At 64.5% G+C, this 23568-nt stretch carries 23 protein-coding genes; 17 read left to right on the top strand and 6 right to left on the bottom strand.

Going from position 1 to position 23568, the window contains the following annotated elements:
- The first annotated feature begins 3 nt into the window (after window positions 1-3).
- Window positions 4-1029, top strand: coding sequence for an RNA polymerase subunit sigma-70 (locus AC1DYC_RS23480; protein WP_477410190.1), 1026 nt, complete (start codon window positions 4-6; stop codon window positions 1027-1029).
- A gap of 121 nt (window positions 1030-1150) precedes the next feature.
- Here AC1DYC_RS23480 and nhaA read toward each other — a convergent pair whose 3' ends face one another.
- The 5 genes from nhaA to AC1DYC_RS23505 form a co-directional block, all read right to left on the bottom strand.
- On the bottom strand, window positions 1151-2335 hold the full coding sequence (gene nhaA / locus AC1DYC_RS23485) for a Na+/H+ antiporter NhaA (RefSeq protein WP_477410191.1): 1185 nt from the start codon (window positions 2333-2335) through the stop codon (window positions 1151-1153).
- A 310-nt stretch (window positions 2336-2645) separates the two neighbouring features.
- Complete coding sequence (locus tag AC1DYC_RS23490; RefSeq protein ID WP_023672848.1) at window positions 2646-3209, bottom strand: ActR/PrrA/RegA family redox response regulator transcription factor; 564 nt, start codon at window positions 3207-3209, stop codon at window positions 2646-2648.
- A gap of 144 nt (window positions 3210-3353) precedes the next feature.
- Window positions 3354-4679, bottom strand: coding sequence for an ActS/PrrB/RegB family redox-sensitive histidine kinase (locus AC1DYC_RS23495; RefSeq protein ID WP_477410192.1), 1326 nt, complete (start codon window positions 4677-4679; stop codon window positions 3354-3356).
- Window positions 4680-4711: 32 nt separating this feature from the next.
- Window positions 4712-7174 carry an ATP-dependent helicase HrpB gene (gene hrpB / locus AC1DYC_RS23500; RefSeq protein WP_477410193.1) on the bottom strand — a complete coding sequence of 821 codons (2463 nt, stop codon included), beginning with the start codon at window positions 7172-7174 and terminating at the stop codon, window positions 4712-4714.
- 47 nt (window positions 7175-7221) lie between these two features.
- On the bottom strand, window positions 7222-8112 hold the full coding sequence (locus AC1DYC_RS23505; RefSeq protein WP_477410194.1) for a DMT family transporter: 891 nt from the start codon (window positions 8110-8112) through the stop codon (window positions 7222-7224).
- A 26-nt stretch (window positions 8113-8138) separates the two neighbouring features.
- Here AC1DYC_RS23505 and AC1DYC_RS23510 point away from each other — a divergent pair, with 26 nt between their 5' ends.
- The 14 genes from AC1DYC_RS23510 (at window position 8139) to dhaK (ending at window position 20851) form a co-directional block, all read left to right on the top strand.
- Window positions 8139-8837, top strand: coding sequence for a PIG-L deacetylase family protein (locus tag AC1DYC_RS23510; RefSeq protein ID WP_477410195.1), 699 nt, complete (start codon window positions 8139-8141; stop codon window positions 8835-8837).
- A 235-nt stretch (window positions 8838-9072) separates the two neighbouring features.
- On the top strand, window positions 9073-10404 hold the full coding sequence (locus AC1DYC_RS23515; protein WP_181056473.1) for an ABC transporter substrate-binding protein: 1332 nt from the start codon (window positions 9073-9075) through the stop codon (window positions 10402-10404).
- A 117-nt stretch (window positions 10405-10521) separates the two neighbouring features.
- Window positions 10522-11469 (top strand): carbohydrate ABC transporter permease, encoded by a 948-nt coding sequence (locus AC1DYC_RS23520; protein ID WP_031198535.1) that lies wholly within the window; start codon window positions 10522-10524, stop codon window positions 11467-11469.
- Window positions 11466-12416, top strand: coding sequence for a carbohydrate ABC transporter permease (locus AC1DYC_RS23525; RefSeq protein ID WP_112560588.1), 951 nt, complete (start codon window positions 11466-11468; stop codon window positions 12414-12416). The genes AC1DYC_RS23520 and AC1DYC_RS23525 overlap by 4 nt, the downstream gene beginning before the upstream one ends.
- The gene (locus tag AC1DYC_RS23530; protein WP_477410196.1) at window positions 12413-12619 is read left to right on the top strand and encodes a hypothetical protein; all 207 of its coding nucleotides are present in this window, start codon (window positions 12413-12415) and stop codon (window positions 12617-12619) included. The genes AC1DYC_RS23525 and AC1DYC_RS23530 overlap by 4 nt, the downstream gene beginning before the upstream one ends.
- Window positions 12620-12621: 2 nt before the next feature.
- Window positions 12622-13734 (top strand): ABC transporter ATP-binding protein, encoded by a 1113-nt coding sequence (locus tag AC1DYC_RS23535; protein WP_477410197.1) that lies wholly within the window; start codon window positions 12622-12624, stop codon window positions 13732-13734.
- Complete coding sequence (locus tag AC1DYC_RS23540; protein ID WP_477410198.1) at window positions 13727-14740, top strand: ABC transporter ATP-binding protein; 1014 nt, start codon at window positions 13727-13729, stop codon at window positions 14738-14740. Before AC1DYC_RS23535 ends, AC1DYC_RS23540 begins: the two co-directional genes overlap by 8 nt.
- A 64-nt stretch (window positions 14741-14804) precedes the next feature.
- On the top strand, window positions 14805-16448 hold the full coding sequence (locus AC1DYC_RS23545) for a dihydroxyacetone kinase subunit DhaK (protein ID WP_477410199.1): 1644 nt from the start codon (window positions 14805-14807) through the stop codon (window positions 16446-16448).
- Window positions 16449-16518: 70 nt separating this feature from the next.
- Complete coding sequence (dhaL, locus tag AC1DYC_RS23550) at window positions 16519-17121, top strand: dihydroxyacetone kinase subunit DhaL (protein ID WP_477410200.1); 603 nt, start codon at window positions 16519-16521, stop codon at window positions 17119-17121.
- The gene (gene dhaM, locus AC1DYC_RS23555; protein WP_023738108.1) at window positions 17118-17507 is read left to right on the top strand and encodes a dihydroxyacetone kinase phosphoryl donor subunit DhaM; all 390 of its coding nucleotides are present in this window, start codon (window positions 17118-17120) and stop codon (window positions 17505-17507) included. The genes dhaL and dhaM overlap by 4 nt, the downstream gene beginning before the upstream one ends.
- 21 nt (window positions 17508-17528) lie before the next feature.
- Window positions 17529-17831: an HPr family phosphocarrier protein gene (locus tag AC1DYC_RS23560; RefSeq protein ID WP_181056479.1), complete on the top strand. Its 303-nt coding sequence runs from the start codon at window positions 17529-17531 to the stop codon at window positions 17829-17831.
- Window positions 17815-19401 (top strand): phosphoenolpyruvate--protein phosphotransferase, encoded by a 1587-nt coding sequence (gene ptsP / locus AC1DYC_RS23565; protein ID WP_477410201.1) that lies wholly within the window; start codon window positions 17815-17817, stop codon window positions 19399-19401. Before AC1DYC_RS23560 ends, ptsP begins: the two co-directional genes overlap by 17 nt.
- Window positions 19402-19412: 11 nt before the next feature.
- On the top strand, window positions 19413-19838 hold the full coding sequence (locus tag AC1DYC_RS23570) for a hypothetical protein (protein WP_477410202.1): 426 nt from the start codon (window positions 19413-19415) through the stop codon (window positions 19836-19838).
- Between the two features lie 26 nt (window positions 19839-19864).
- The gene (gene dhaK / locus AC1DYC_RS23575; protein ID WP_477410203.1) at window positions 19865-20851 is read left to right on the top strand and encodes a dihydroxyacetone kinase subunit DhaK; all 987 of its coding nucleotides are present in this window, start codon (window positions 19865-19867) and stop codon (window positions 20849-20851) included.
- Window positions 20852-21023: 172 nt separating this feature from the next.
- Here the strand turns inward: dhaK and AC1DYC_RS23580 are convergent, their stop codons facing one another.
- A complete protein-coding gene (locus AC1DYC_RS23580) occupies window positions 21024-21119 on the bottom strand; it encodes a lasso RiPP family leader peptide-containing protein (RefSeq protein ID WP_477410204.1) in 96 nt (31 codons plus the stop codon).
- Window positions 21120-21542: 423 nt separating this feature from the next.
- Here AC1DYC_RS23580 and AC1DYC_RS23585 point away from each other — a divergent pair, with 423 nt between their 5' ends.
- A complete protein-coding gene (locus AC1DYC_RS23585; RefSeq protein ID WP_477410205.1) occupies window positions 21543-22568 on the top strand; it encodes a nucleotidyltransferase family protein in 1026 nt (341 codons plus the stop codon).
- A complete protein-coding gene (locus AC1DYC_RS23590; RefSeq protein ID WP_477410206.1) occupies window positions 22558-23565 on the top strand; it encodes a formyltransferase family protein in 1008 nt (335 codons plus the stop codon). Before AC1DYC_RS23585 ends, AC1DYC_RS23590 begins: the two co-directional genes overlap by 11 nt.
- The last annotated feature ends 3 nt before the right edge of the window (window positions 23566-23568 follow it).

The following is a 23568-nucleotide window of genomic DNA, read 5'->3' on the forward strand; positions in this document are numbered from 1 at the left end:
CTCATGACAGACGCTCCCGGCCCTGTTGAGCCTTTGAGCCGGCCGATCCTCGATCGGCTGGCCTTCGAGCGTTTGACGGCGGCCCACCGCCGCGAACTCAAACTCCATTGCTATCGGATGATGGGCTCGCTGCATGAGGCGGACGACCTTGTCCAGGACACTTTCCTGAGGGCGTGGCGCGGCAGGTCGCAATTCGACGGCCGGGGCTCGGTGCGCGGCTGGCTCTATACGATCGCCACCCACAGCTGCCTCAACGCCATCAAGGCGCGGTCGACGGCGCATCGCATTCTCCAGCAGCCCGGACGACCGGAGAGCGCCGGGCGGGCCACTGGCGGGCCCGCCGCCGAGTTAACCTGGCTGGAGCCGTACCCGGACACGGAGTTTCCGGACTTCGTTGACGACCAGCCCGGGCCGGAAGCGCGCTACGAAGCCCGCGAGGCGGTGCAACTCGCCTTCGTGGCGGCGATCCAGCTTCTGCCGCCCAGGCAGCGGGCCATTCTGCTTTTGTGCGATGTGCTGGGATGGTCGGCTGTCGAGACGGCGCAATTGCTGGGCGGCTCGACCGCTTCGATCAACAGCGCCTTGCAGCGGGCGCGCGCAACACTGGGCGAGCGATATCCCCAGGGGCGGCCGCAGCAGCGCTCGCGGCCCAACCGGCAAGAGGCCATGCTGCTCGAACGCTACATGCAGGCCTGGCAGGCGGCCAGGCTCGACAGCCTTATCGAGCTCTTGAAGGAGGACGCCACCTACCACATGCCACCATGGCGGGAATGGTACCGGGGACGCGAAGCGATCCACGCTTTCCTGGAGACCGTCTGGGGCAATTTTTCGGGCTACCGCACGGTCGCCATCGGAGCCAACGCCCAACCAGCGGTCGGCGTCTACGCACGCAGCAATCAGGATGCATTATGGCGCCCGCATTCGCTGCATGTCATCGAAGCTGCGGACGGCAAAATCGCCTCGCTGACGATCTACGTGCCGCCGCTCGGACCCGACCTGTTCGCGGCTTTCGGCCTGCCGCCCATCTAGAGCGTTTCACCGTTTCACAGAAACGGCGAACCGCTCTATCTCTTTGTTTTTACGCAATTCCCAAGGGAAAGCGCTTCGCGCTTTTCCCGGGAAAACCGATCACACTTTTCCTGGAATTGCTCTAGTCTTCGTCGATCTCCTCCGCGACCGGCGCCATCAGCAGCACGGCGGCGCCGAGCAGCGCAGCGATGAACGAGCCCGCAAGGATTCCGACCTTGACCGCGTCCTGCAGCGCCACATCGCTGGCGAAGGCGAGCAGGCCGATGAACAGGCTCATGGTGAAGCCTATGCCGCAGAGCAGCGAAATGCCGACCATGTGCAGCCAGCCGGCATTGACCGGCAGGTCGGCAAAGCCGAGCCGAATCGCCAGAGCGGACGAGCCGAAGACGCCGACCAACTTGCCCAGCACCAGGCCGGCGGCGACGCCGAGCGTCAGCGGCTCGACCAAAGCAGCGGCGCTGAGACCGGCCAGCGACACGCCGGCATTGGCAAAGCCGAAAATCGGGATGACGAAGAAGGGCACAATCTTGTGCAGGCCGTGTTCGAGCCGGTGCAGCGGCGAATGGTCGAGATCATGCCCGCTGCCGGGAGACACTTTGAGCGGGATGGTGAGCGCCAGCGCCACGCCGGCCAGCGTCGCATGCACACCGGATTTCAGCACCAGCACCCACAGCACGGCGCCAAGCACGAGATAGGGCGTCAGCGCCGTCACCCGCATGCGGTTGAGCACGATGAGGACCGCAATGACGGCAAAGGCGGCGCCGAGATAGGCGAGCGACAGCCCGCTTGTGTAAAAGATGGCGATGATGATGACGGCACCGAGATCGTCGATGATGGCAAGCGCGGTGAGGAAGATCTTCAGCGACGCCGGCACGCGGCTGCCGAGCAGCGACAGAACGCCGAGCGCAAAGGCGATGTCGGTGGCGGTCGGGATCGCCCAGCCGGAGAGCGCGGCCGGATTGTTGCGGTTGATGGCGACATAGACCAGCGCCGGCACCAGCATGCCGCCGGCGGCGGCGACGCCCGGCAGCACGCGGCGCGGCCAGGTCGAGAGCTGGCCGTCGAGCATCTCGCGCTTGATCTCGAGGCCGACCAGCAGGAAGAACACCGCCATCAGCCCGTCATTGATCCAGTGCGAGAGGCTGAGCGGGCCGAGATAGGCGTGGAGTGCGGCGAAATAGGTTTCGGCCAGCGGCGAATTGGCGACGATCAGCGCGAGCGCTGCCGCCACCATCAGGATGATGCCGCCCGCCGCCTCGCCATCGAGGAATTCGCGAAGGATGGATTTCGGCCGTTCGTCGCGCATGCTTCCTCCGTTACCGGGCTGGTCCTCCAGCGTTGTTTGCGATGATGCGCAAAGGTCGATGGCAGGGCAAGCGTCTCACCTGCCAAGCGCCGGCGCTGCCCCTCGCCTGCCTGCCGGCATCCTCTCCCCGTAAACGGGGCGAGGGGCGCTGTCATCGGCGGTTTCGCCAATCACAAAGCATTCGCATGAAAAATGCCGGCGTCGCGGCCATCCTCCTTCGCCCCGTCGCTATACGGGGAGAAGTGCCCGGCAGGGCGATGAGGGGCGGCGCTGACTTCCTGCGATTGGCGGTCTACGCGCTTTGGTGAATCTAACGCGGTGCGCGCTTGGCCAGGATCCGCTGCAGCGTGCGGCGGTGCATGTTGAGCCTCCGCGCGGTTTCGGAGACGTTGCGGTCGCACATTTCGTAGACGCGCTGGATGTGTTCCCAGCGCACGCGGTCGGCCGACATCGGGTTTTCGGGCGGTGCGGCGCGCTCGCCGGCGGTGCGGGTAAGTGCTGCAAACACATCATCGGCATCGGCGGGTTTCGACAGATAGTCGATGGCGCCGAGCTTCACCGCCGTCACCGCAGTGGCGATGTTGCCATAGCCGGTGAGGATGACCGTGCGGGCATCGTCGCGCTTCTCGCGGATGGCGGCGACGACGTCGAGGCCGTTGCCGTCGCCAAGCCGCATGTCGACCACCGCATAGGCCGGCGGATGGGCGCGCGCCTTGGCCACCGCCTCCTCGACGCTCTCGGCCGTCTCGACCACGAAACCCCTGGTTTCCATGGCCCGAGCCAGCCGCGTCAGGAACGGCTTGTCGTCGTCGACGATCAGCAGCGAGGTATCCTCGCCTTCAACCATTGCGCCTATTGCTTCTTCGCCAGTCATCGTCTTTCAAAAATCCTGCTGCCTTAATTTTACGCAGATATAGTTCCTGAACGCCATTGTCCAATTTTGCCGGTCTCAGCCAGTGCATGACCCCGAAAATCGTAGTCGATTTTCAGAAAGGATCATGCGCCAAATCAAAATGCCTCAGGCGGTGTCGAACATCGTGGTTCCCACCGATTCCGGGTTTAGGAAGACGGTGCGCGGCCACGATATCTGTACGATGGCGCCCTCGCCCAGCCCGCTCGAATTGCGGAAATCGAGTGTGGCGCCGGAGCGTTCGAGCAAGGTTTTGGCGATGAAGAGCCCGAGACCCAGGCCGCCACCGGCCTCGTTGCCCTGGCGCGTCGACATATAGGGCTCGCCGATGCGATCGATGATTTCGGGCGGAAAGCCGGGCCCGTCGTCGATGATCGAGAATGTGACGTCGAGCTCGTCCCAGCTCCAGCGTACGGTGACGGTCTTGCGGGCGAAGTCGACCGCGTTCTCGACCAGATTGCCGAGGCCGTAGATGACGCCGGGGTTGCGCCGTCCCACGGGTTCGGGGCCGATGCGCTCGCCCGGCCGCAGCTTGATCGAGATGCCGAAATCGCGGTGCGGCGCCGTCACCTCCTCGACCAGCGAGGTCAGCGGCAGCCGCGACAGATGCGCCTCACCCTCGGAGGACAGGCTGGTCAGCCGCTTCAGGATCTCGCGGCAGCGCTCGCTCTGCGACCGCAGCAGCTTGACGTCCTCTGCGTATTTCGGGTCGTCGCCCAGCGCCTTTTCCATCTCCTTGGAGACAAGGGCGATGGTGGCGAGCGGCGTGCCGAGCTCGTGTGCTGCGGCGGCAGCCAGACCGTCCAGCGCCGACAGATGCTGTTCGCGCTGCAGCACCAGTTCGGTGGCGGCAAGCGCGTTGGCGAGCAGGCGGGCTTCCTCCGCGACGCGGAAGGCATAGATGGCGGTGAAGGCGATCGAGGAAAACACCGCCATCCATATGCCGGCGACATAGATAAACGGCATGGGCAGCGGCGCGCCCTCATACCAGGGCAGCGGCAGGTGGAAGAACACCAGCAAGCTTGCCCCCACGATCACCAGCCCGCCAAGAATGGCTGTGAGACGCAGTGGCAACGATGTCGCCGAGACGACCACAGGCACGGTCATCAGCAGCGAAAACGGATTGGTGAGACCGCCGGTCATGTAGAGCAGGCCGGCAAGCTGCAGGCTGTCGAAGGTCAGGATGAAGAAGGCCGGGAACGGGGTCAGCCGGTGCGCTGCCGGATAGCGGAAGGTCAGCACCAGGTTCAGCCAGGCCGAGCAGGCGATCAGTGCGAAGCAGAGGCTGACCGGCAGCGGGAATTTCAACCCATAGGCGACGACCAGCACGGTCAGGCTCTGGCCGACAATGGCCAGCCAGCGCAGCCGGATCAGCGTGTTGAGGCGCAGCCGCTGGCTTTGCTGGAAGTCTGGCGCGTGCAGAATTTTGATCATGGCCAAGGATTATAGCCGGGAAAGGACGAGCGCTAGGTCCCGCGCGGCTTTGCCCGCGCCGTAGCGGCGGCGAGCAGCGGATTTTCCGGCCAGACATGGCGGGGATAGCGGCCGCGCATGTCGGTGCGCACATCGGCCCAGGAGCCGCGCCAGAAGCCGGGCAGGTCGCGCGTCGTCTGAATCGGCCGATGCGCCGGCGACAGCAGCTCCAGCGTCAGCGGCACGGTGCCGTTGGCGATAGCGGGATGGCGGTCGAGGCCGAACAGCTCCTGCACGCGGATCGCCAGCACCGGCCATTCGCCGTCATAGCGGATCGGCACATGGCTGCCGGACGGCGCGTCGAAATGAGTCGGCGCCAGTGCGCCGATCTTGCGCTGCAATTCATGCGGCACCAGCGCCATCAGGCCCGAAGACAGTGCGCCCGGGTCGATCGCGGCGAAGGATGCCTTGCCTGAGAGGAACGGCAGCAGCCAGTCGTCGAGGCGTTCGATGAGGGCCGCGTCCGAAACATCGGGCCAAGGAGCGCCAAGGCCGCGATGCAGCCAGCCAAGGCGCTGGCGTAGCGTCTCCCCCTCCTTGCCCCACTCCAGCAGAGAGAGCCCGTGTTCACGCAAGGCATCCAGGATGGCGCGGTCGGCGTCAGTGCCGGAGGGTGCCGGCAGCATGCGCTCCGACAAAGTGATGGCGCCGAGCCTTGCGGTCTCGCGCACACGCACGGCGCGCCGCTCGCGGTCAAAGCTCGTCTCGCGGCGGGTCTCGATCCTGTCGGATAGGGCGGCGCGGATGTCAGCCTCGTCGACCGCAGCCGCCGCCGTGATGCGGGCGTTTTGCGCCTTGCCCTGCAGATCGGCGACGACCAGCCAGCTCTCGCCGGCCATCGGATCGGCGGCGTCGACCATGGCGCCGGAGCCGTTGGCGAGCACGAAACGCCCACGCTCGCCGCGCGCTTTGGCGACGCGGTCCGGCCAGGCGTGGATGAGCAGAGCGCCCGCGCCCGCCGGCGCATCGCCTTTGCGACCGCCCGCCTGTTTCGCCAGCCGCTCGGCCAATTGCTTTGCCGCCACGGCGCGCGGCGATTTTTCGCTGCGAAAGCGCATCAGCCGCCGTTCGAGGTCGGCGCCGTCGCCGCCGAGACCACGCTCGGTGAGCAGCACGGCCAGCATCGCCGCCTCCAACGCGTGGTCGCTGTTAGAGGCTTCGGCGACCATGTTCGCCAGCCGCACCGGCAGCACCAGCTTGCGCATCGCGCCGCCCTGCTCCGTCAGCCGGCCGGCGTCATCAATGGCGTGCAGCGCGCCGAGCAGCGTCCGCGCCTCGTTGAGCGCCGGCGTAGGCGGCGGATCGAGAAAGGACAGGCTCGCCGGATCGGCGACACCAAAGGCGGCGCAGTCGAGCAGCAGCCCGGACAGATCGGCCTCAAGGATCTCGGGCGGCGTGAAGGCAGGCAAAGCCGCCGTCTGCTCGGCCCGCCACAGCCGTATGGCGACGCCCGGCTGCGTACGCCCGGCGCGGCCGGCGCGCTGGTCGGCCGATGCCCTGGAAACACGCACCGTCTCCAGCCGCGTCAGGCCGCTTGCCGGCTCATAGCGCGGCAGCCGCGACAGGCCGGAGTCGATGACGACGCGCACGCCGTCAATGGTGATCGAAGTCTCGGCTATCGACGTCGCCAGCACCACCTTGCGGCGGCCGGGCGGCGCCGGCTTGATGGCGGCGTCCTGCGCCCTGTTGTCGAGCTGGCCGTAGAGCGGCACGATGTCGGTGTCGGCGCCCAATCGGCCGTCGAGCCGCTCGGCGGTGCGCTCGATCTCGCGCTGGCCAGGCAAGAAGGCGAGCACGCTTCCGCTCTCCTCGGCCAGCGCCGAACGGATCGCCTTGGCCATCGCGTCTTCGACGGGAACGCCAGCCGGCCGTTCGTCGTAACGGACATCGACCGGAAAGGCGCGGCCCTCGCTTTCGATCACCGGCGCGCCGGACAGAAGTTTGGCGACGCGTGCGCCATCGAGCGTCGCCGACATAACCAGCAAGCGCAGGTCGGGCCGCAAGGCCCCTTGCACATCGAGCGCCAGCGCGAGCCCGAAATCGCCGTCCAGCGAGCGCTCGTGAAATTCGTCGAAGATCACCGCCGAAACGCCGGGCAGTTCCGGGTCGTCGAGGATCATGCGCGCCAGCACGCCTTCGGTCACGACCAGGATTTTGGTCCGCGCCGACGTGCGGTTCTCCATGCGCATGGCATAACCGACTGTGGCGCCGGGCTCTTCGCCGAGCAATTCGGCCATGCGGCGGGCGGCGGCGCGGGCGGCGAGCCGGCGCGGTTCGAGCAGGATGATCTTGCCGGCGCCCAGCCAAGGCGCATCGAGCAGCGCCAGCGGCACCAGCGTCGTCTTGCCGGCGCCGGGCGGCGCCACCAGCACGGCGCTGTTGCCACCACCGAGCGCCTCGCTCAGCGCCGGCAGTACGGCGGACACCGGAAGCTCCGGCAAGGGTCTTGTCGTCATCGCGTCCGCATATCAGCGGTCACCATAACCGTGCAACCAGCGCTCGCTCACAGTCTTGTCCGCGCAAGCGGGTTCCAGCGCACCGTGCCCAACCGCACTTCCTCGCGCACCATGGTGAGCAGGCCGGAAGCGCCAACCACGGCGAGGCCGACCAGGGACAGCCAGTCGGGATATTCCTGGAAGAACAGCGCGCCGAGGATCACCGCCCAGACGATCTGCGAATAGTGTGTCGGCGCGATGCGGTTGGCGGGCGCATATTTGGCGGCCAGCAGCTGCAGCAACTGTCCGCAAGCGGCGAACGCGCCGGCCATCACCAGCCACAGCAGCTGCATCGCGTTGGGAAGGGTAAACGATGTAGCGGCGACGCCTATGCCGTTGAACACCAGGCCATAGCCAACCAGCACGCCCAGCATGGTGGTGCGCTTTTCCTGCTGCGCCAGCGAGCGGGTCAGGATGATGTTGGAGGCGGCCAGGAAGGCTACAGCGAAGGCGGCAAGGTGGCCGAGATGCAATTCGCGAAAACCCGGCCGCACCACCAGCATGACGCCGGCAAAACCGGCAACCACGGCCAGCCAGCGCCATGGGCCGACCTTTTCCTTGAGCACCAGCGTCGAGAGAATGGTGACGCAGAGCGGCGCCAGGAAGACCAGTGCGTAGACTTCAGCCAGCGGAATGGTGGTGAAGGCATAGACGCTGAGCAAGCCCGATGCCATGCCGGCCCAGGCGCGGGCGTGCACCGCCCATGGTCGCTTGGTACGCCAGAAACCGCGCCAGCGCTCATCGGCCGGCCGGCTGAAAAACAGGAAGCCGCCGGCAAACAGCGTCACGAAGAAGGCGATCTCGAAGACGGTGAACTGTGCGCCAAGGCTCTTGATAACGGCGTCGCTGCACGAATAGCTTGCATAGGCGATGAGAGCGAGCAGGATTCCGTTCGTCACGTGTTTCCATTTCCGGGGAGAGTTAAGTGAAGGTATTGGCGCTCGGCGCGCATCCGGACGACATCGAGATATTCATGTTCGGTACGCTGGCCGCCTATGCGGCGCAAGGCGCAGAACTCAGTTTTGCCATAGCCACGGATGGCGCCAAGGGCGGCAAGGGCGACCCCAGCGTTCTGGCGCGTGTCCGCCGGGAGGAAGCGGCGGCGGCGGCCGCACTGCTCGGCGCAACCCTTCATTTTCTCGACTTTCCCGACGGCGAGTTGGCTGCCGATGCGGCGCTGATCGCTTCGCTGAAAGCGCTGATACGCGACACCGCGGCGGATCTGGTGATCACGCACGCGCCCAACGACTATCACGCCGACCACCGCGCGCTCTCGGACGGGGTGCGCATCGCCGCCTCCTTCGCCGTGCCGGTGCTGCATGCCGATACGATGGGCGGCACCGGATTTTCGCCGACGCACTATGTCGACATCTCCGCCTACCGAGATATCAAGACACAGGCGATCCGCGCGCATCGCTCGCAGCGGCCGGAACAATATGTCGACAGGGCGCGCGTGCAGAATGAATTTCGCGCCGGGCAATGCAACAGCGTCCCCGGCTCCCTGGCGGAGGCTTTCCGCTTCGAGCCGACATTTCCCTTTGCCGATATTCGCGCATTGCTGCCGCCCGCGCCGCCTGTCCGACCGGTGACGCCACAGACCAACGTTGTAATCGACGCCGGCTAAGCAACTCCCGGGCGAGCCGCCCCGGCAATCATTTCCCAACGATTTCAATGCCCGTTTCGTCATGCTGCGGCGCAGCAACGATTTCGCTTGCCTTGTTTAGTAAAAATTGCATCACTAAACAAATTACTAAACATCTGCGACGCACCGCGCCGCCATGTTTAGGCCCTCGGAGGAGCGAGGGTTGAGGGGCTCTTGAAACCGCCATCCGGGCGCGTTTCGCAAATGGGAGGAAGGCATGAAATCGAGCTTGAAACTGGCGTTGGGACTGGCCTCGGCGATTACCGCGTCGACAGCCGTCTCGAACGTTGCGCACGCTGAAGACCTGACGCTGTGCTGGGCCGCCTGGGACCCGGCCAACGCACTTGTCGAACTGTCCAAGGACTTTACCAAGGAAACCGGCATCGGCATGAAATTCGAGTTCGTGCCGTGGACCAACTATGCCGACCGTTTCCTCAACGAGCTCAACTCGCACGGCAAGCTCTGCGACCTGATCATCGGCGACAGCCAGTGGATCGGCGGCTCGGCCGAGAACGGCCACTACGTCAAGCTGAACGACTTCTTCGACAAGGAGAAGATCAGCATGGACGACTTCGTGCCGGCAACCGTTGTCGGCTATTCCGAATGGCCGAAGAACACCCCGAACTACTGGGCGCTGCCGGCCATGGGCGACGTCGTCGGCTGGACCTATCGCAAGGATTGGTTCTCCAAGCCGGAACTGCAGAAGGAGTTCAAGGAAAAGTACGGCTGGGACCTCGGCCCGCCGACCACCTTCGACCAGCTGAAGCAGATCGCCGAATTCTTCCAGAAGCGCGAGATCGACGGCAAGACCGTCTATGGCGCCTCGATCTACACCGAGCGCGGCTCGGAAGGCATCACCATGGGCGCCATGGATGTGCTCTACAGCTTCGGCTTCCAGTACGAAAACCCGAAGAAGCCCTACGAAATGGAAGGCTTCGTCAACTCCGAGAAATCGGTGAAGGGGCTGGAATTCTACAAGGCGCTGTATGATTGCTGCACCCCGCCCGGCGCGTCGAACAGCTACATGGGCGAAGGCGTCGACGCCTTCAAATCCGGCCAGGTGGCCATGCATATGAACTTCGCCTTCACCTGGCCCGGCCTGCAGAAGGACGAGAATGTCGGCGGCGACAAGATCGGCTACTTCGTCAACCCCAAGGGTCCGGACGGCGAGCAGTTCGCCCAGCTCGGCGGCCAGGGTATTTCGGTGGTGTCCTATTCCGACAAGCAGGAATCGGCGCTGAAATACATCAAGTGGTTCGCCAACAAGGACGTGCAGGCCAAGTGGTGGTCGCTCGGCGGCTACTCCTGCCTGAACGCGGTGGTGAAGGACCCGGCCTTCCCGGCCAGCCAGCCCTATGCGCAGACCTTCCTCGACTCGATGGCGATCGTGAAGGACTTCTGGGCCGAGCCGAGCTACGCACCGCTGCTGCAGGCCTCGCAGAAGCGCTTCCACGACTATGTCGTTGCCGGCCAGGGTTCGGCCAAGGATGCGCTTGACGGCCTGGTCAAGGACTGGACGCAGGTGTTCCAGGACGACGGCAAGATGTAACCGGACCAACGGCTCCTCCCGAGCCAGACCGACGCGTCCCGTGCCGCCCTTGGCACGGGACGCAGTTCAGATAAATTCATGACAGAGACGACCCACGTGACCGAAGCAGGACTTACCATGCTCAATCGGACTGCGGAGAACGTTGCCCGGGCGACCCCGGAGCCGTTGGCCCGCAAGGTCCGGGGCATCAGCGACAAGGGCCTCGCCTGGCTGTTCATCTCGCCGACGATCCTTTTGCTGCTCGCCATCAACATCTTCCCGCTGTTCTGGGCGATCTATCTGTCCTTCACCAACTTCCGCGCCAATCGGCCGAACGAGGTGGTGAAGAACCTCGGCTTTGCCAATTACCAGCGCATCCTCGGCGACCAGGACATCTGGATCGCCATGCAGACGACAGCGCATTTCGTGTTCTGGACCATCCTGTTGCAGACGCTGATCGGCTTCACGCTGGCCTGGCTGATCGACCGCAAATTCCGCGGCCACGCCTTCTGGACGACCATCATCCTGGTGCCGATGATGCTGTCGCCGGCGGTGGTCGGCAATTTCTGGCGCTTCCTCTACGAGCCGCAGATCGGCCTGTTCGCCTACGCCATCTCGTTCGTCACCCGCATCCCGCCGACCGATATCCAGATGCTGTCCAACGTGTCGCTGGCGCCGTGGTCGATCATCATCGTCGACACCTGGATGTGGACGCCCTACGTGATGCTGATCTGCCTCGCCGGGCTGCGCTCCATCCCCGAATACATCTATGAGGCGGCCGAGGTCGACCGCGCCTCCAACTGGCGGCAGTTCTGGTCGATCACGCTGCCGATGGCGCTGCCGTTCATCATGCTGGCGGTGCTGTTTCGCGGCATCGAGAACTTCAAGATGTTCGACATGGTCAATCTGTTGACCGGCGGCGGGCCAGGCTCGACCACCGAGGTCGCCTCGATCACGCTGAAACGGCAGGCTTTCGAGAGCTGGCGCACCGGCTATTCCTCGGCCTTCGCCATCATCCTGTTCGTCGCGGTGTTTGGTCTGGCCAACATTTACGTCAAGGCGCTCAACAAGGTGAAGCAGAGATGAGCCTGACCACCGCCCACTCCGTCGTTGCTCCTTCGGGAACGGCAAAAGGCATCGCCGGCACGATCATCGTCGCCTACGCGCTGATCTCGATCGTGCCGCTGCTGTGGATTTTTGCCACCAGTTTCAAGACGCCGCCGGATTCGATCGCCTATCCGCCGAAGATCGTTTTCCAGCCGAGCATCGAGGGCTATTGCAACCTGTTCACGACCCGCACCCGGCAGACGCCGGAATACATCAACTCGCTGGGGCCGGCGACCGGCTTCTGCGACGAGACGGTGCGCAAGCGCAACATGGTGATTGCCGGCCCGTCCAACTTCCTGCCGCGCTTCGTCAACTCGCTGATCATCGCCTTCGGCTCGACCTTCTGCGCGGTCTTCCTCGGCACGCTGTCGGCCTACGGTTTCTCGCGCTTCAAGGTGCCGCTGGCGGATGACCTTTTGTTCTTCATCCTGTCGACGCGCTTCATGCCGCCGATCGCAGTCGCGATTCCCATCTACCTGATGTATCGCGAGCTCGGCCTCTCCGACACGGCGCTTGGCATGATCCTGCTCTACACCGCGGTCAACGTCTCGCTGGCTGTGTGGCTGCTCAAGGGCTTCATCGACGAGATCCCGCGCGAATACGAGGAAGCGGCGATGATCGACGGCTACACGAGGCTGCAGGCCTTCTGGCGCACCGTGCTGCCGCAGGCCACCACCGGCATAGCCGCGACCGCCATCTTCTGCCTGATCTTCGCCTGGAACGAATATGCCTTCGCGGCACTCCTGACCTCGGGCACCGCACAGACCGCGCCGCCCTTCATCCCGACCATTATCGGCGAAGGCGGCCAGGACTGGCCGGCGGTGGCGGCGGGCACGACGATCTTCCTGGTGCCGATCCTGGTTTTCACCATCCTGCTTCGCAAGCAATTGCTGCGCGGCATCACCTTCGGCGCGGTGCGCAAATGAGCCTGACCCAACCCACGAAACGGAAGTCGCGCTGGCCACGCTGGGCTCGTCGCGGCATGTTGGAAAACATCGCCACGGCAATCATCGCCATTGGTTTCCTGATGCTGTTCCAGCCCTTCGCGCTGGCGCTCTACACCTACTCCTTCATCACCATGCTCGCCGGCACGGTGATGTTCATCATCGTCTCGAAATTTCCGGAATAGTCATGGCCGAAATCCGCGTCCAGAACCTGAGAAAGGCCTTCGGCGATTTCGTCGCCGTGCAGGATTCCAGCTTCGTCGTCGAGGACGGCGAGTTCTTCGTCATGCTCGGGCCGTCGGGCTGCGGCAAGACGACCACATTGCGCATGATCGCCGGACTCGAACTGCCGACAGGCGGCCAGATCCTGCTCGGCGGCGAGGATGTCACCATGCGGCGGGCGCGGGAACGCGACATCGCCTTCGTCTTCCAGCTGTTCGCGCTCTACCCGCACATGAATGTGCGCAAGAACATCGGCTTCCCGCTCCTGGCGCAAGGCATGTCCTCGGCCGAGATCCGCCAACGCGTCGAAGAGACGGCGAAGCTTTTGCGCATCGACCATCTGCTGAACAAATCGGTCTCCGGCCTTGCCGGCGGCGACCGCCAGCGCGTGGCGCTCGGCCGCGCCATCGTGCGGCGGCCTAAATGCTTTTTGATGGATGAGCCCCTGGGGACGCTCGATACCGAATTCCGTGACCTTATGGTGCATGAGCTGCGCGAGCTGCATAACCGCATCCACGCCACCACCGTCTATGTCACGCACGACCAGATGGAAGCGATGTCGATGGCCGACAAGATCGCTGTCATGAACCATGGCGTCATCGAACAGTTCGGCAGCCCACGCGAAATCTACGACCGCCCGGCAACCATGTTCGTCGCCGATTTCATCGGCTCGCCGCCGATGAACTTTTTGGGGTTTGGCGGCGGACTGGCCAAGGGGGCAAAGGAAATCGTCGTCCAGGGTGCAAAGGTGGCGGTGCCGGAGGTGCGCGAGGACATCGCACCAGCCGACATGGCGCTCGGCATCAGGCCGGAATACATCCGCTTCGACGATGCCTCAAAGCTGCGCGGCGCGATCTACGGCACCGAGTATCTCGGCACCACGCAGATCGTGGCGGTGGAGACCGCGGACGGCATCATCAAGGCACGGGTGCCGGCCGAAATCCGGCTCGCCGCCGGCGATCATGTCGGCCTGACCCTGAACAGCGCACGGCTGTCACTCTTCGACAAGGGATCGGGCCGCGCCGTACGCACCGCGATCCACGATACGGCCTCTCAAGGGAGAGCGCAGCATGGCTGACATACACATCAAGGGCGTGACCAAGAGCTTTGGCGACCATGCCGCCGTCAGCAATCTCGACCTCCAGATCAAGGATGGCGAGTTCGTCGTGCTGCTTGGTCCCACAGGCGCCGGCAAGACGACGACGCTGCGCCTGATCGCCGGGTTGGAGCAGCCCGACAGCGGCACGATCCATATTGGCGGGCACAATGCGACGATGCTGTCGCCGGCCGAGCGGGACACTGCTTTCGTGTTCCAGCAATATTCGCTCTATCCGCATTTGTCGGTCTACGACAACCTCGCCTTCCCGCTGCGCTCGCCGGCGCGGAAGATTCCGGAAGACCAGATCCGCCGCCGCGTCGAAGAGGTGGCGAAAATGGTGCGCATCCATCACAAGCTGAACAACCGCTCGACCAAGCTGTCGGGCGGTGAAATGCAGCGCGTCGCCATCGGCCGGGCGTTGGTGCGCAAGCCGTCGATCTATCTGATGGACGAACCGCTGTCGTCGCTGGACGCCAAATTACGCGCCGATCTCAGGCTCGAGCTGAAACGCATCCAGGCCGAACTCGGCGCCACCATGCTCTATGTCACCCATGACCAGATCGAGGCGATGACCATGGCCGACCGCATCGGCATCCTTGCCGATGGCGTGCTGGTGCAGATCGGTACGCCGCGCACGATCTATTCGGAGCCGGCAAACCTTCATGTCGCGGCACGGCTCGGCCAGCCGGCGATCAATCTTCTGCCGGCCGGACTGTTGCCCGATGGTGGCGCACCTGCGGGCACCAGCACGATCGGCGCACGCACCGAGCACCTGTCGATCGAGAAGGCGAAGAATGGCCATGCCGACGGTGTCGTCGACTGGGTCGAGCATCTCGGCGACCAGAACCATCTGCATGTGACGGTCGGCCCGAAGAAGCTGGTGACGCTGACCGACCCCGATACGGATCTGGCGCAAGGCGACAAGGTGGTGATCCGCTACCGCTCGCCGCTCTATTTCGGCGCCGATGGGCAAAGGCTGATGTGAGGTTTTCGGTGTCTCGCCAAAGGTGTGGCACCGGCTTCTGATTGACGAATACAGGACGAATTCGATGAAGCACTTTTTCAACCGCAGGGAAACGATCGTCACCGAGGCGCTGGACGGCCTGCTGCGGACCATCGGTTCGGGCGACCTGGCGCGCCTCGACGGCTATCCAGAGATCAAGGTCGTGCTGCGCGCCGACTGGGACAAGGCAAAAGTTGCCGTCATCTCCGGCGGCGGCGCCGGGCACGAACCGTCGCATGCCGGCTTTGTCGGCAGGGGCATGCTGACGGCGGCCGTTTCGGGCGAGATTTTTGCCTCGCCAAGCGTCGAGGCCGTGCTGGCGGCGATCCGCGCGGTGACCGGCCCGGCCGGCTGCCTGCTGATCGTCAAGAACTACACCGGCGACCGCCTCAATTTCGGCCTGGCGGCCGAGAAGGCACGCGCCGAAGGCTTTCGCGTCGAGATGGCGATCGTCGCCGACGACATCGCCTTGCCTGACATCAATCAGCCACGCGGCGTCGCCGGAACCTTGTTCGTGCACAAGATATCAGGCCATCTGTCTGAGACGGGAAGCGATCTGACGTCCATTGCAACAGCGGCTCGCGCGGCGGCGAAGGACATCATCTCGCTCGGCATGTCGCTGTCATCCTGCTCCATCCCTGGCCAGCCTCATGAAGAGCGGTTCGGCGAAAACGACGGCGAACTCGGCCTCGGCATCCATGGCGAGCCCGGCGTCGAGCGGATCGCGGTACAAAGCGCCGACAAGCTCGTCGCGATCATGGCCGAGCGGCTTGCGGCACGGCTCGACCCGACGGCCAAGCATGCGCTGCTGATCAACAATCTCGGCTCGGTGCCGCCGCTCGAGATGTCGCTGGTCGCCAATGCTGTGCTGGCCTCGCCCTTGGCCAAGACCGTCAAACTTGCGATCGGCCCCGGCCCGCTGATGACGGCGCTCAACATGAACGGCTTCTCGCTGTCGCTGATCAAGCTCGATGCCGCGCGCGAAGCCGCCCTGCTGGCGCCGGTCGGCCCGCACGCCTGGATGCCGGCAAAGCCGGTTGCAGCGCCGGCTATCGTGCCGATGGCGAAAGCGGCCGGAAAGAGCGCAGCCCTAAAGGCCAGCCAGGACGCCGGCACCAGGCGGCTTGTCGTCACGATCTGCGAACGGCTGATTGCGCTCGAAGAGACACTGAACGGGCTGGATGCCAAGGCGGGCGATGGCGATACCGGCTCGACGGTGGCGACCGGCGCGCGCAGCATGCTGGAAAAGCTCGATGCCCTGCCGCTGGCCGACCCAGCCGCCACGCTGGCGGCGGTGGGCGACCTCCTGGGTGTCGCCATGGGCGGCTCCTCAGGCGTGCTGCTGTCGATCTTCTTCACCGCGGCGGCGCAGGCTTCGAATACCGGTGCGACCCTTTCCAAGGCGCTGCTTGCCGGGCTTGACCGGATGACCTTCTACGGCGGTGCCAAGGTCGGCGACCGCACCATGGTCGATGCCCTGGAACCAGCGCTGAAAGCCCTCGACGCCAAGGGCCTGGACACTGCGGCGACAGCGGCACGGTACGGTGCCGAGGCCACTGCCGCCATGGAGAAGGCGAAAGCCGGACGCTCCGCCTATGTCGGCACCAAATTGCAAGGCGTGGTCGACCCCGGTGCGCATGCCGTGGCCGAAGTGTTTGCGGCCGCCGCCGCGCTGTATGCAGCGGCCTGACGGTATGCTTCAGTTGTCGAATGAAATTTCTTTCGATACTGCCGGCAGGACCGAAACCGGGAATTTGGATATGGCGGCGTTGGACCTTGCCAGGCTGATCACAGCCGCAGCGGACAGGATTGCCGCGCACGCCGACGAATTGACCGCGCTCGACCAGGCGATCGGCGACGGCGACCATGGGCTGAATATGAAGCGTGGCTTCGATGCGGTGCGGGCCGAAGCCGCGGGATTTTCGGCAAAGCCACTGCCCGAAGCCCTGAAGGGCGTCGGCACCAAGCTGGTGATGACGGTGGGTGGTGCTTCCGGACCGCTGTTCGGCACGCTGTTCCTGGCGCTCGGCAAAGAGATTTCGGCAGCGCCCGATCGCGCCAATCTGACGGCAGCCTTCGGCAAGGCTATCGAGGCGGTGGCCGCCCGAGGCAAGTCGCAGGTCGGCCAGAAGACGATGCTCGATGTGCTGCAGCCGGTGCATGACGCGCTGGCGAAGGGAAAGACAGGTTCCGAGATCGCTGACATCGCTGACCGGGCGGCCGAGGCGACCATCCCGATGAAGGCTTTGCGCGGCCGCGCTTCGTTCCTTGGCGACCGTTCTATCGGTCACATGGATGCCGGCGGACGCTCGGTCGCGTTGCTGGTGCGGGCTGTCGGCGAAACGCTGGAAGGTCAGCCATGAGCAATGTCGGCATCGTCATCGTCTCGCATTCGCCGCTGGTTGCCGAAGGCACGGCCGACATGGTGCGCCAGATGGTGGGCGACGAAGTGCCGCTTGCATGGTGCGGCGGAAACGGCCATGGCGGGCTCGGCACCAGCGTCGAGGCGATCATGGGCGCCATCGACAAGGCCTGGTCGGAGGCCGGCGTCGCCATCCTCGTCGATCTCGGCGGCGCCGAGACCAACTCGGAGATGGCGGTGGAAATGATCGGCGAGCCGCGGGCGCAGAAGATCATCGTCTGCAACGCGCCGATCGTCGAAGGCGCGGTGATGGCGGCAACCGAGGCGTCCGGTGGCGCCTCACTGAAGGAAGTGGTGGCGACGGCGCATGAATTGTCGCCGTCGTGAGTGAACGGGAAGTTTGAGCGCATGTCCGCATTTGCCGAGGCCACCGTCTTGATCACCCACGAGGTGGGTCTGCATGCGCGCCCTTCGGTGAAGTTCACCAAGCTTGCCAAGAGCTTTGCCGCCGAGGTGGAAATAGCGCTTGCCGCCAATGGCCCGTGGTTCGACGCCAAGAGCATCGTCAAGGTGATGGCAACCAGGGCGCCGAAAGGCACCATGCTGCATATCCGGGCCAGTGGCGAAGCCGCCACCGAGGCGGTCGGTGCGCTGGCCGAGCTGGTGCGGCGCGATTTCGACGAGGGCGCGGGCCATGCCCGAACCGCTTAGGCTGCAAGGCATTTCGGCCTCGGCCGGCTATGCCGAGGGGCCGCTGTTCAATCTCGACCGCGGCCCTGCGCGCTACATAGGCAAGGTGACAGCCGGCGAGGAGAAGGCTGCACTGGAAGCAGCACTCGCCAGCGCGACGGACCGGCTCGCGACCCTGATCGAAACCGCCGATGACGAGGCCGCCGGCATTCTCGAATTCCAGATCGCCATGATTGAGGACGATGCCCTGACCGGCCCGGCCTTTGCCGCGATCGCATCAGGCATACCCGCTGACATGGCCTGGCGGCAGGCACTGGACACCGAGATCGCAGGCTATGAAACATCGGACCAGGACTATTTCCGCGCCCGCGCCGCTGACATCCGCGACATCAGGGACCGCGTGCTGCGCGCGCTGACCGAGGAGGATGAGAGCACTCCGCCCGCGGGCGCCATCCTCTATGGCGAGGACATCGCGCCGACACGCTTTCTCGAAACCGATTGGAGCGCCGGCGGCGGCATCGCGCTAAGGGCCGGCAGCACTGCCAGCCACGTCGCCATGCTGGCGCGCTCGCGTGGCGTACCCATGGTGGTGGGGCTTGGCTCTTCGCCGGCCAATCCCAATGGCACAGCCCTGCTCGATGCCGAACATGGCGGCATTGTATTGGCGCCATCGACGGCCGAGATCGAGGCGTTCCACCGTTCGTCATCGTCCTTCGCGGCGCGCCGCGACAAGGCCGAAGCCTATCTGGCGAAGCCGGCGGTAACCAAGGCCGGAACGGCTGTGCGCGTGCAGGTCAACATCGCCGATCCATCCGAAGTCGACAGCATCGACATTTCGACCTGCGATGGCGTCGGGTTGATGCGCACCGAATTCCTGTTCGGCAAGGCGCCGCCGGACGAGGAGACGCAATACCGCGCCTACCGCAAAGTGCTGGCATGGGCCGGCGACAAGCCGGTGACCATCCGCACCGTCGATGCCGGTGGCGACAAGCCGGTGCCGGGCTTTACGGTCGAGGAAGGCAACCCGTTCCTCGGCCTGCGCGGCATCAGGCTGTCGCTGGCAAGGCCGGACGTGTTTCGTGTGCAGATCCGGGCGTTGCTGCGCGCCGCTATGCACGGCAATCTGAAGGTGATGTTTCCAATGATTGCCGTCGTCGATGAGTACCAGCGCGCCACCGCTCTGTTCGCAGAAGAACAGGCAGGGCTCGTCGCACGCGGTGTCGCGCACAAAATGCCGCCGCTCGGCATCATGGTCGAGGTGCCGTCGGTGGCAATCGCACCGGAGGCGTTTGCCGATGTCGCCTTCTTCTCGATCGGCTCCAACGATCTGACCCAATATGTGATGGCCGCCGCCCGCGACAATGCTGCGGTAGCGCACCTCAATTCGGTCCGCCATCCGGCCGTGCTGCGGCTCGTTGCGGAAGTGACCGCGTTCGGCTTGCGCGCAAAAATTCCGGTCAGCCTGTGCGGCGATGGCGGCGGAGACCCCGCGGCGATACCGGCGCTGATTGAAGCCGGCCTGCGCGATCTTTCCGTCGCTCCTGCACAACTCGCCATGGCCAAGGCGGCCATCGCCGATGTTGCGGTCTAGGCGTGGCTGAGATGGTCGACAAGACACCAGAACCCGGCTCCGAAGAGGCGATCCGCGCCTACAAGATGATCCTGTCGCAGGTCATCGACCAGCGCCCCTCGGGCATGCGCCAGCGCCTTGCCGACGCGCTGGGCAAGCATCGCAGCTTCGTGACGCAGATCTCCAGCCCGGCCTATTCGATCCCGATACCGTCAAAACATTTGCCGGCTATTTTTTCCGTCTGCCATTTCAGTCCGGCCGAGCGCGATCATTTTCTGGCTGCCTACCATCTGGCGCATCCGGGGAAACTGTCGGTAGCCGCAGGCATGCGCAAAACCCGGCATGTGTCGCTGATCGTGCCGGATTTTGGCGACGACAAGCAGAACGCGGCGCTCGACAGGGCGGTTAATGATTTCATCCAGAAGATCACCAGCATCACCGGTAAAAGCGGGGGCTGAGCGTTTCCTGGCGTTCGGGAGGATACATGAAGAAATTTATGAATTCAGTCGACACGGTGCTGAGCGAAAGCCTCGATGGCTTCGTTTCCGCCCATGCCGACATCCTGGTGCTGGGTGACGAGCACAAATTCATCCGCCGCAAGGTGCTGAAGCCGGGGAAGGTGGCGCTGATCTCGGGCGGCGGCTCCGGTCACGAGCCGCTGCATGCCGGCTTTGTCGGCCACGGCATGCTGGACGCCGCCTGCCCCGGCCAGGTGTTTACCTCGCCGACGCCGGACCAGATGCTGGCTGCGGCTGCAGCCGTCGACACCGGCACCGGCTGCCTGTTCATCGTCAAGAACTATGAGGGCGATGTGATGAATTTCGACATGGCGGCCGAGATGGCCGACGGCGTCCTGCAAGTGGTGACCAATGACGATGTCGCGGTCGAGAACTCGTCCTACACCACCGGCCGGCGCGGCGTTGCCGGCACGCTGGTGGTCGAAAAGATCATCGGCGCTGCCGCCGAGCAAGGCATGGCGCTGGCGGATCTCAAGGCGCTCGGAGATCGCGTCAACGCTGCGACGCGTTCGATGGGCGTGGCGCTGACCAGTTGCACCGTGCCGGCGGCCGGCCGGCCAACCTTCGACATCGGCGATGGCGAGATGGAATTCGGCGTCGGCATCCATGGCGAGCCCGGCCGGCGTCGCGACACGCTGAAGAGCGCCGATGTCATCGCTGCGGAAATCTGCGCGGCGATCCTGGGCGATCTCGGCGGCAAGGCCAAAGGCCCCGCCCTGCTGTTCGTCAACGGCTTCGGCGGCACGCCGCTGATGGAGCTTTATCTGATGTACAACAGCGCCCGACCGATGTTTGAAAGGCAGGGCGTGACAGTGACCCGCTCGCTGGTCGGCTCCTATGTGACGTCACTCGACATGGCCGGCTGCTCGATCACGCTGACCATGCTGGATGGCGAAACGACGTCCTTATGGGATGCGCCGGTGCATACGGCGGCACTGCGCTGGGGGCTCTAGCAGGAAAGCTTTGCGTGCGGAGATGCTGACGGGCGATTTAGCCGTCAGCCTATCGGGCCGACGGAACCGTGTCCGCCGTGACGCTGGACAGTTTGCCGGCCTTGCGCAGCATCGGCGTCTCATATTGTTTCTTGGTCATCTCAGTCCCCCTGCTCCATGGCTGCCTTGACCGTCAGCCCGCGGGACCGGACGGACCGTTGCCCGCGGTCACGCTGGAGAGCTTGCCCGCCTTGCGCAGCACCGGCGCTTCGTATGGCTTCCTGGTCATCGCATTTCCCCCTTTGCCGGCAAGTCCATAGTGGCCCCGACAAGGCCACTGGCTCCGGCTTCAGCAAACTGAAAGTCGCAGAAGTCTTAGGGCGGCGGCGCCTTTGACACCCCGCCGGCCACCTGGCTGGACAATTTTCCCGCCTTGCGCAGCACAGGCGCCTCATACTTTTTCTTGGTCATTCCAATGCCCTCCAGATTCCAATGCAAAAGAATGGACGGAAACCGCGGAAAGTCAATTCATGAGCCGGGTTTTGCCACCACACGCTGGCTTCATGCATGCTTTTCTGCAACATACGCCCTCCTAGGGCAGCTCACCGAAAAGGCGAACTGCTCTGGCTTCTTGTCTTGACGCAATTCCGGACGGAAAACCGCTTCACACTTTCCTGGAATTGCTCGATTGGTCGAACGTCATCCGGGTTTGATGCTGCCATCTCTTGCGCCTGCCGATGAAAAACTGCTGCTGACCTTCGCCGATCCGGAGGCGCCGGCTGCTGTTGGCAATGACGTTGCTGCCAAAACCTTGCTGGCGCTGCTCGCCAATGCCGAGTTCCACGGCGTGCTGCCGATCATGCTGCGCAAGCTCAGGGAAATCGGCGACGCCCAGCTGCCGGCGGAAGCCGCGTTGCAGCAGAAATTGTCGGACCTGCGCGACCAGTCGACGCTGGCGACCGGCCAGTCGATGCTGCTGCAGTATCATGGCGACCGCATCATGAAGGCTTTGGCGGCGAAAGGCGTTCCGGCCCGGATCGTCAAGGGGCCGGTGTTCGCGCTCAAACTTTACCGCCACGCCGCCGACCGGCCCTTCACCGACATCGACATCCTGGTCGAGCCGGCCAGCATCGCCGAGGCCAACGCGGTGATTGCCGGATGCGGCTTCGATCTTTGGAGCGGTGAGGCGCAGTCGCAGGATTTGCAGGAGTTCAAATGGCTGGAGAAGGAGAATTCCAGCCTGCTGATCGAACTGCACGGCAATCTGGTGCATGATTCCGGCATGCGGCGGCGGCTGTCGCTCGGCTTTCGCGAATTGAAGATCATCGACAGTGACGAGGGCGACACGCCGGCTGCTTTGCTGACCATCGCCATCGTGCACGCCGCGGGCGGGCACAAGTTCCACCGGCTGCAGCTCTGTGTCGACGTGCTGCAGGGCGTACGCGCACTGCGGTCACCCGCGGATGAGGACCGGCTGTTCGAGGCGGCGCGGATGAGCGGCATCGAGCTGGAACTGGCGACGGTCCTCAATGTGACGGGCCGGCTGTTCAATGCACCGCGCGCGATCGAGCTGGCTGAGCGCATCAAGCCCGACCTGTCGATACGTTTGGCCAAATGGCTGATCACCGGCGATACGCTGCTGGGCGTCAATTCCAGGGACAGGATGCATTCGCGTCTGCGCCGTGACGCCTTCCGCTGGGTCCAGCGGCTTACCCGATCCAAACCCCATGCAGCCTGAGCAGGCCGTGGATCCGGAAGCGCCGCTCTCGGCGGTGTTTGTCTGCGAAATCTCCTCAATCACCGCACCGATGCTGGCTGCCTGGGTTGAGAAAGGTCATCGCATTGCAGCCATTGTCGTTCCCGGCCCGCTGCCGGGCAAGCAGTCGAGCTTCAGCACATGGCGGCGGCGCCGGCGCCGCTGGCCGATCTTAAGGCGCTATCTCGGTCACAGACACCCACCGCCGATCGAGTTTAGTCCGCCCTATGATTGGGCAAAGCTGGGGCATCGGCTGGCTGCGCTCAAGGCCGATCTCCTGATCTGCTTCGGTTTTCGCGGGCTGATCCCGCAGACGGTGCTGGCACTGTTTCCAAAGGGCGGGGTGAACCTGCATCCGGCGCTGCTGCCGCACTATCGCGGACCGCATCCGATTCACAGGCTGGTCATCGACGGCAACCACGAAATCCACGGCGGAGTGACGCTTCACAAGATGACAGCGGCATTCGACCAGGGTGATATTCTGGCGCAGGTCGCGTTATCCCGAGAGGATTGGCATTCGGCAGCGACGGTCTCAGCCGCTACAGCCATCGCAATGGCCAGGCTGGTGGCGGACGCCGCACCCGAGCATTGCCGTGGCAGGCTGACCGGCATGCCCCAGCCCAGCGGCGAGTATGTTTGGGCGCAGCTGGGGCGAAACCCGCTGATCGTTGGCCGCGAATGGTCGACCGCCCATGTCGCACGACTATGCCGCATCGTAGGACCGAGCGTTGCGGTCAACGTGCTGGTAAACGGAAAACCGGTTCGACTGGCGCAGCCTATCCTGCGGCCCCGACCCGTGACCGGCAAGGCGTCGATGCACCGATGGGGCGTTGTGGCATTTGATTGCGCAGACGGCCGCGTTGTTCACTTGACCTACAACCGGCTAACCCGACTGCTTATGCGACTGCGACCAAAGCTCCGGCCCGTGGGCCAACGAAGGCCGGCGCTTCCGATACGAAGATTTGGATCTGAAGATTGAGTG

The sequence above is a fragment of the Mesorhizobium sp. P2_E7 genome, from assembly GCF_056403855.1.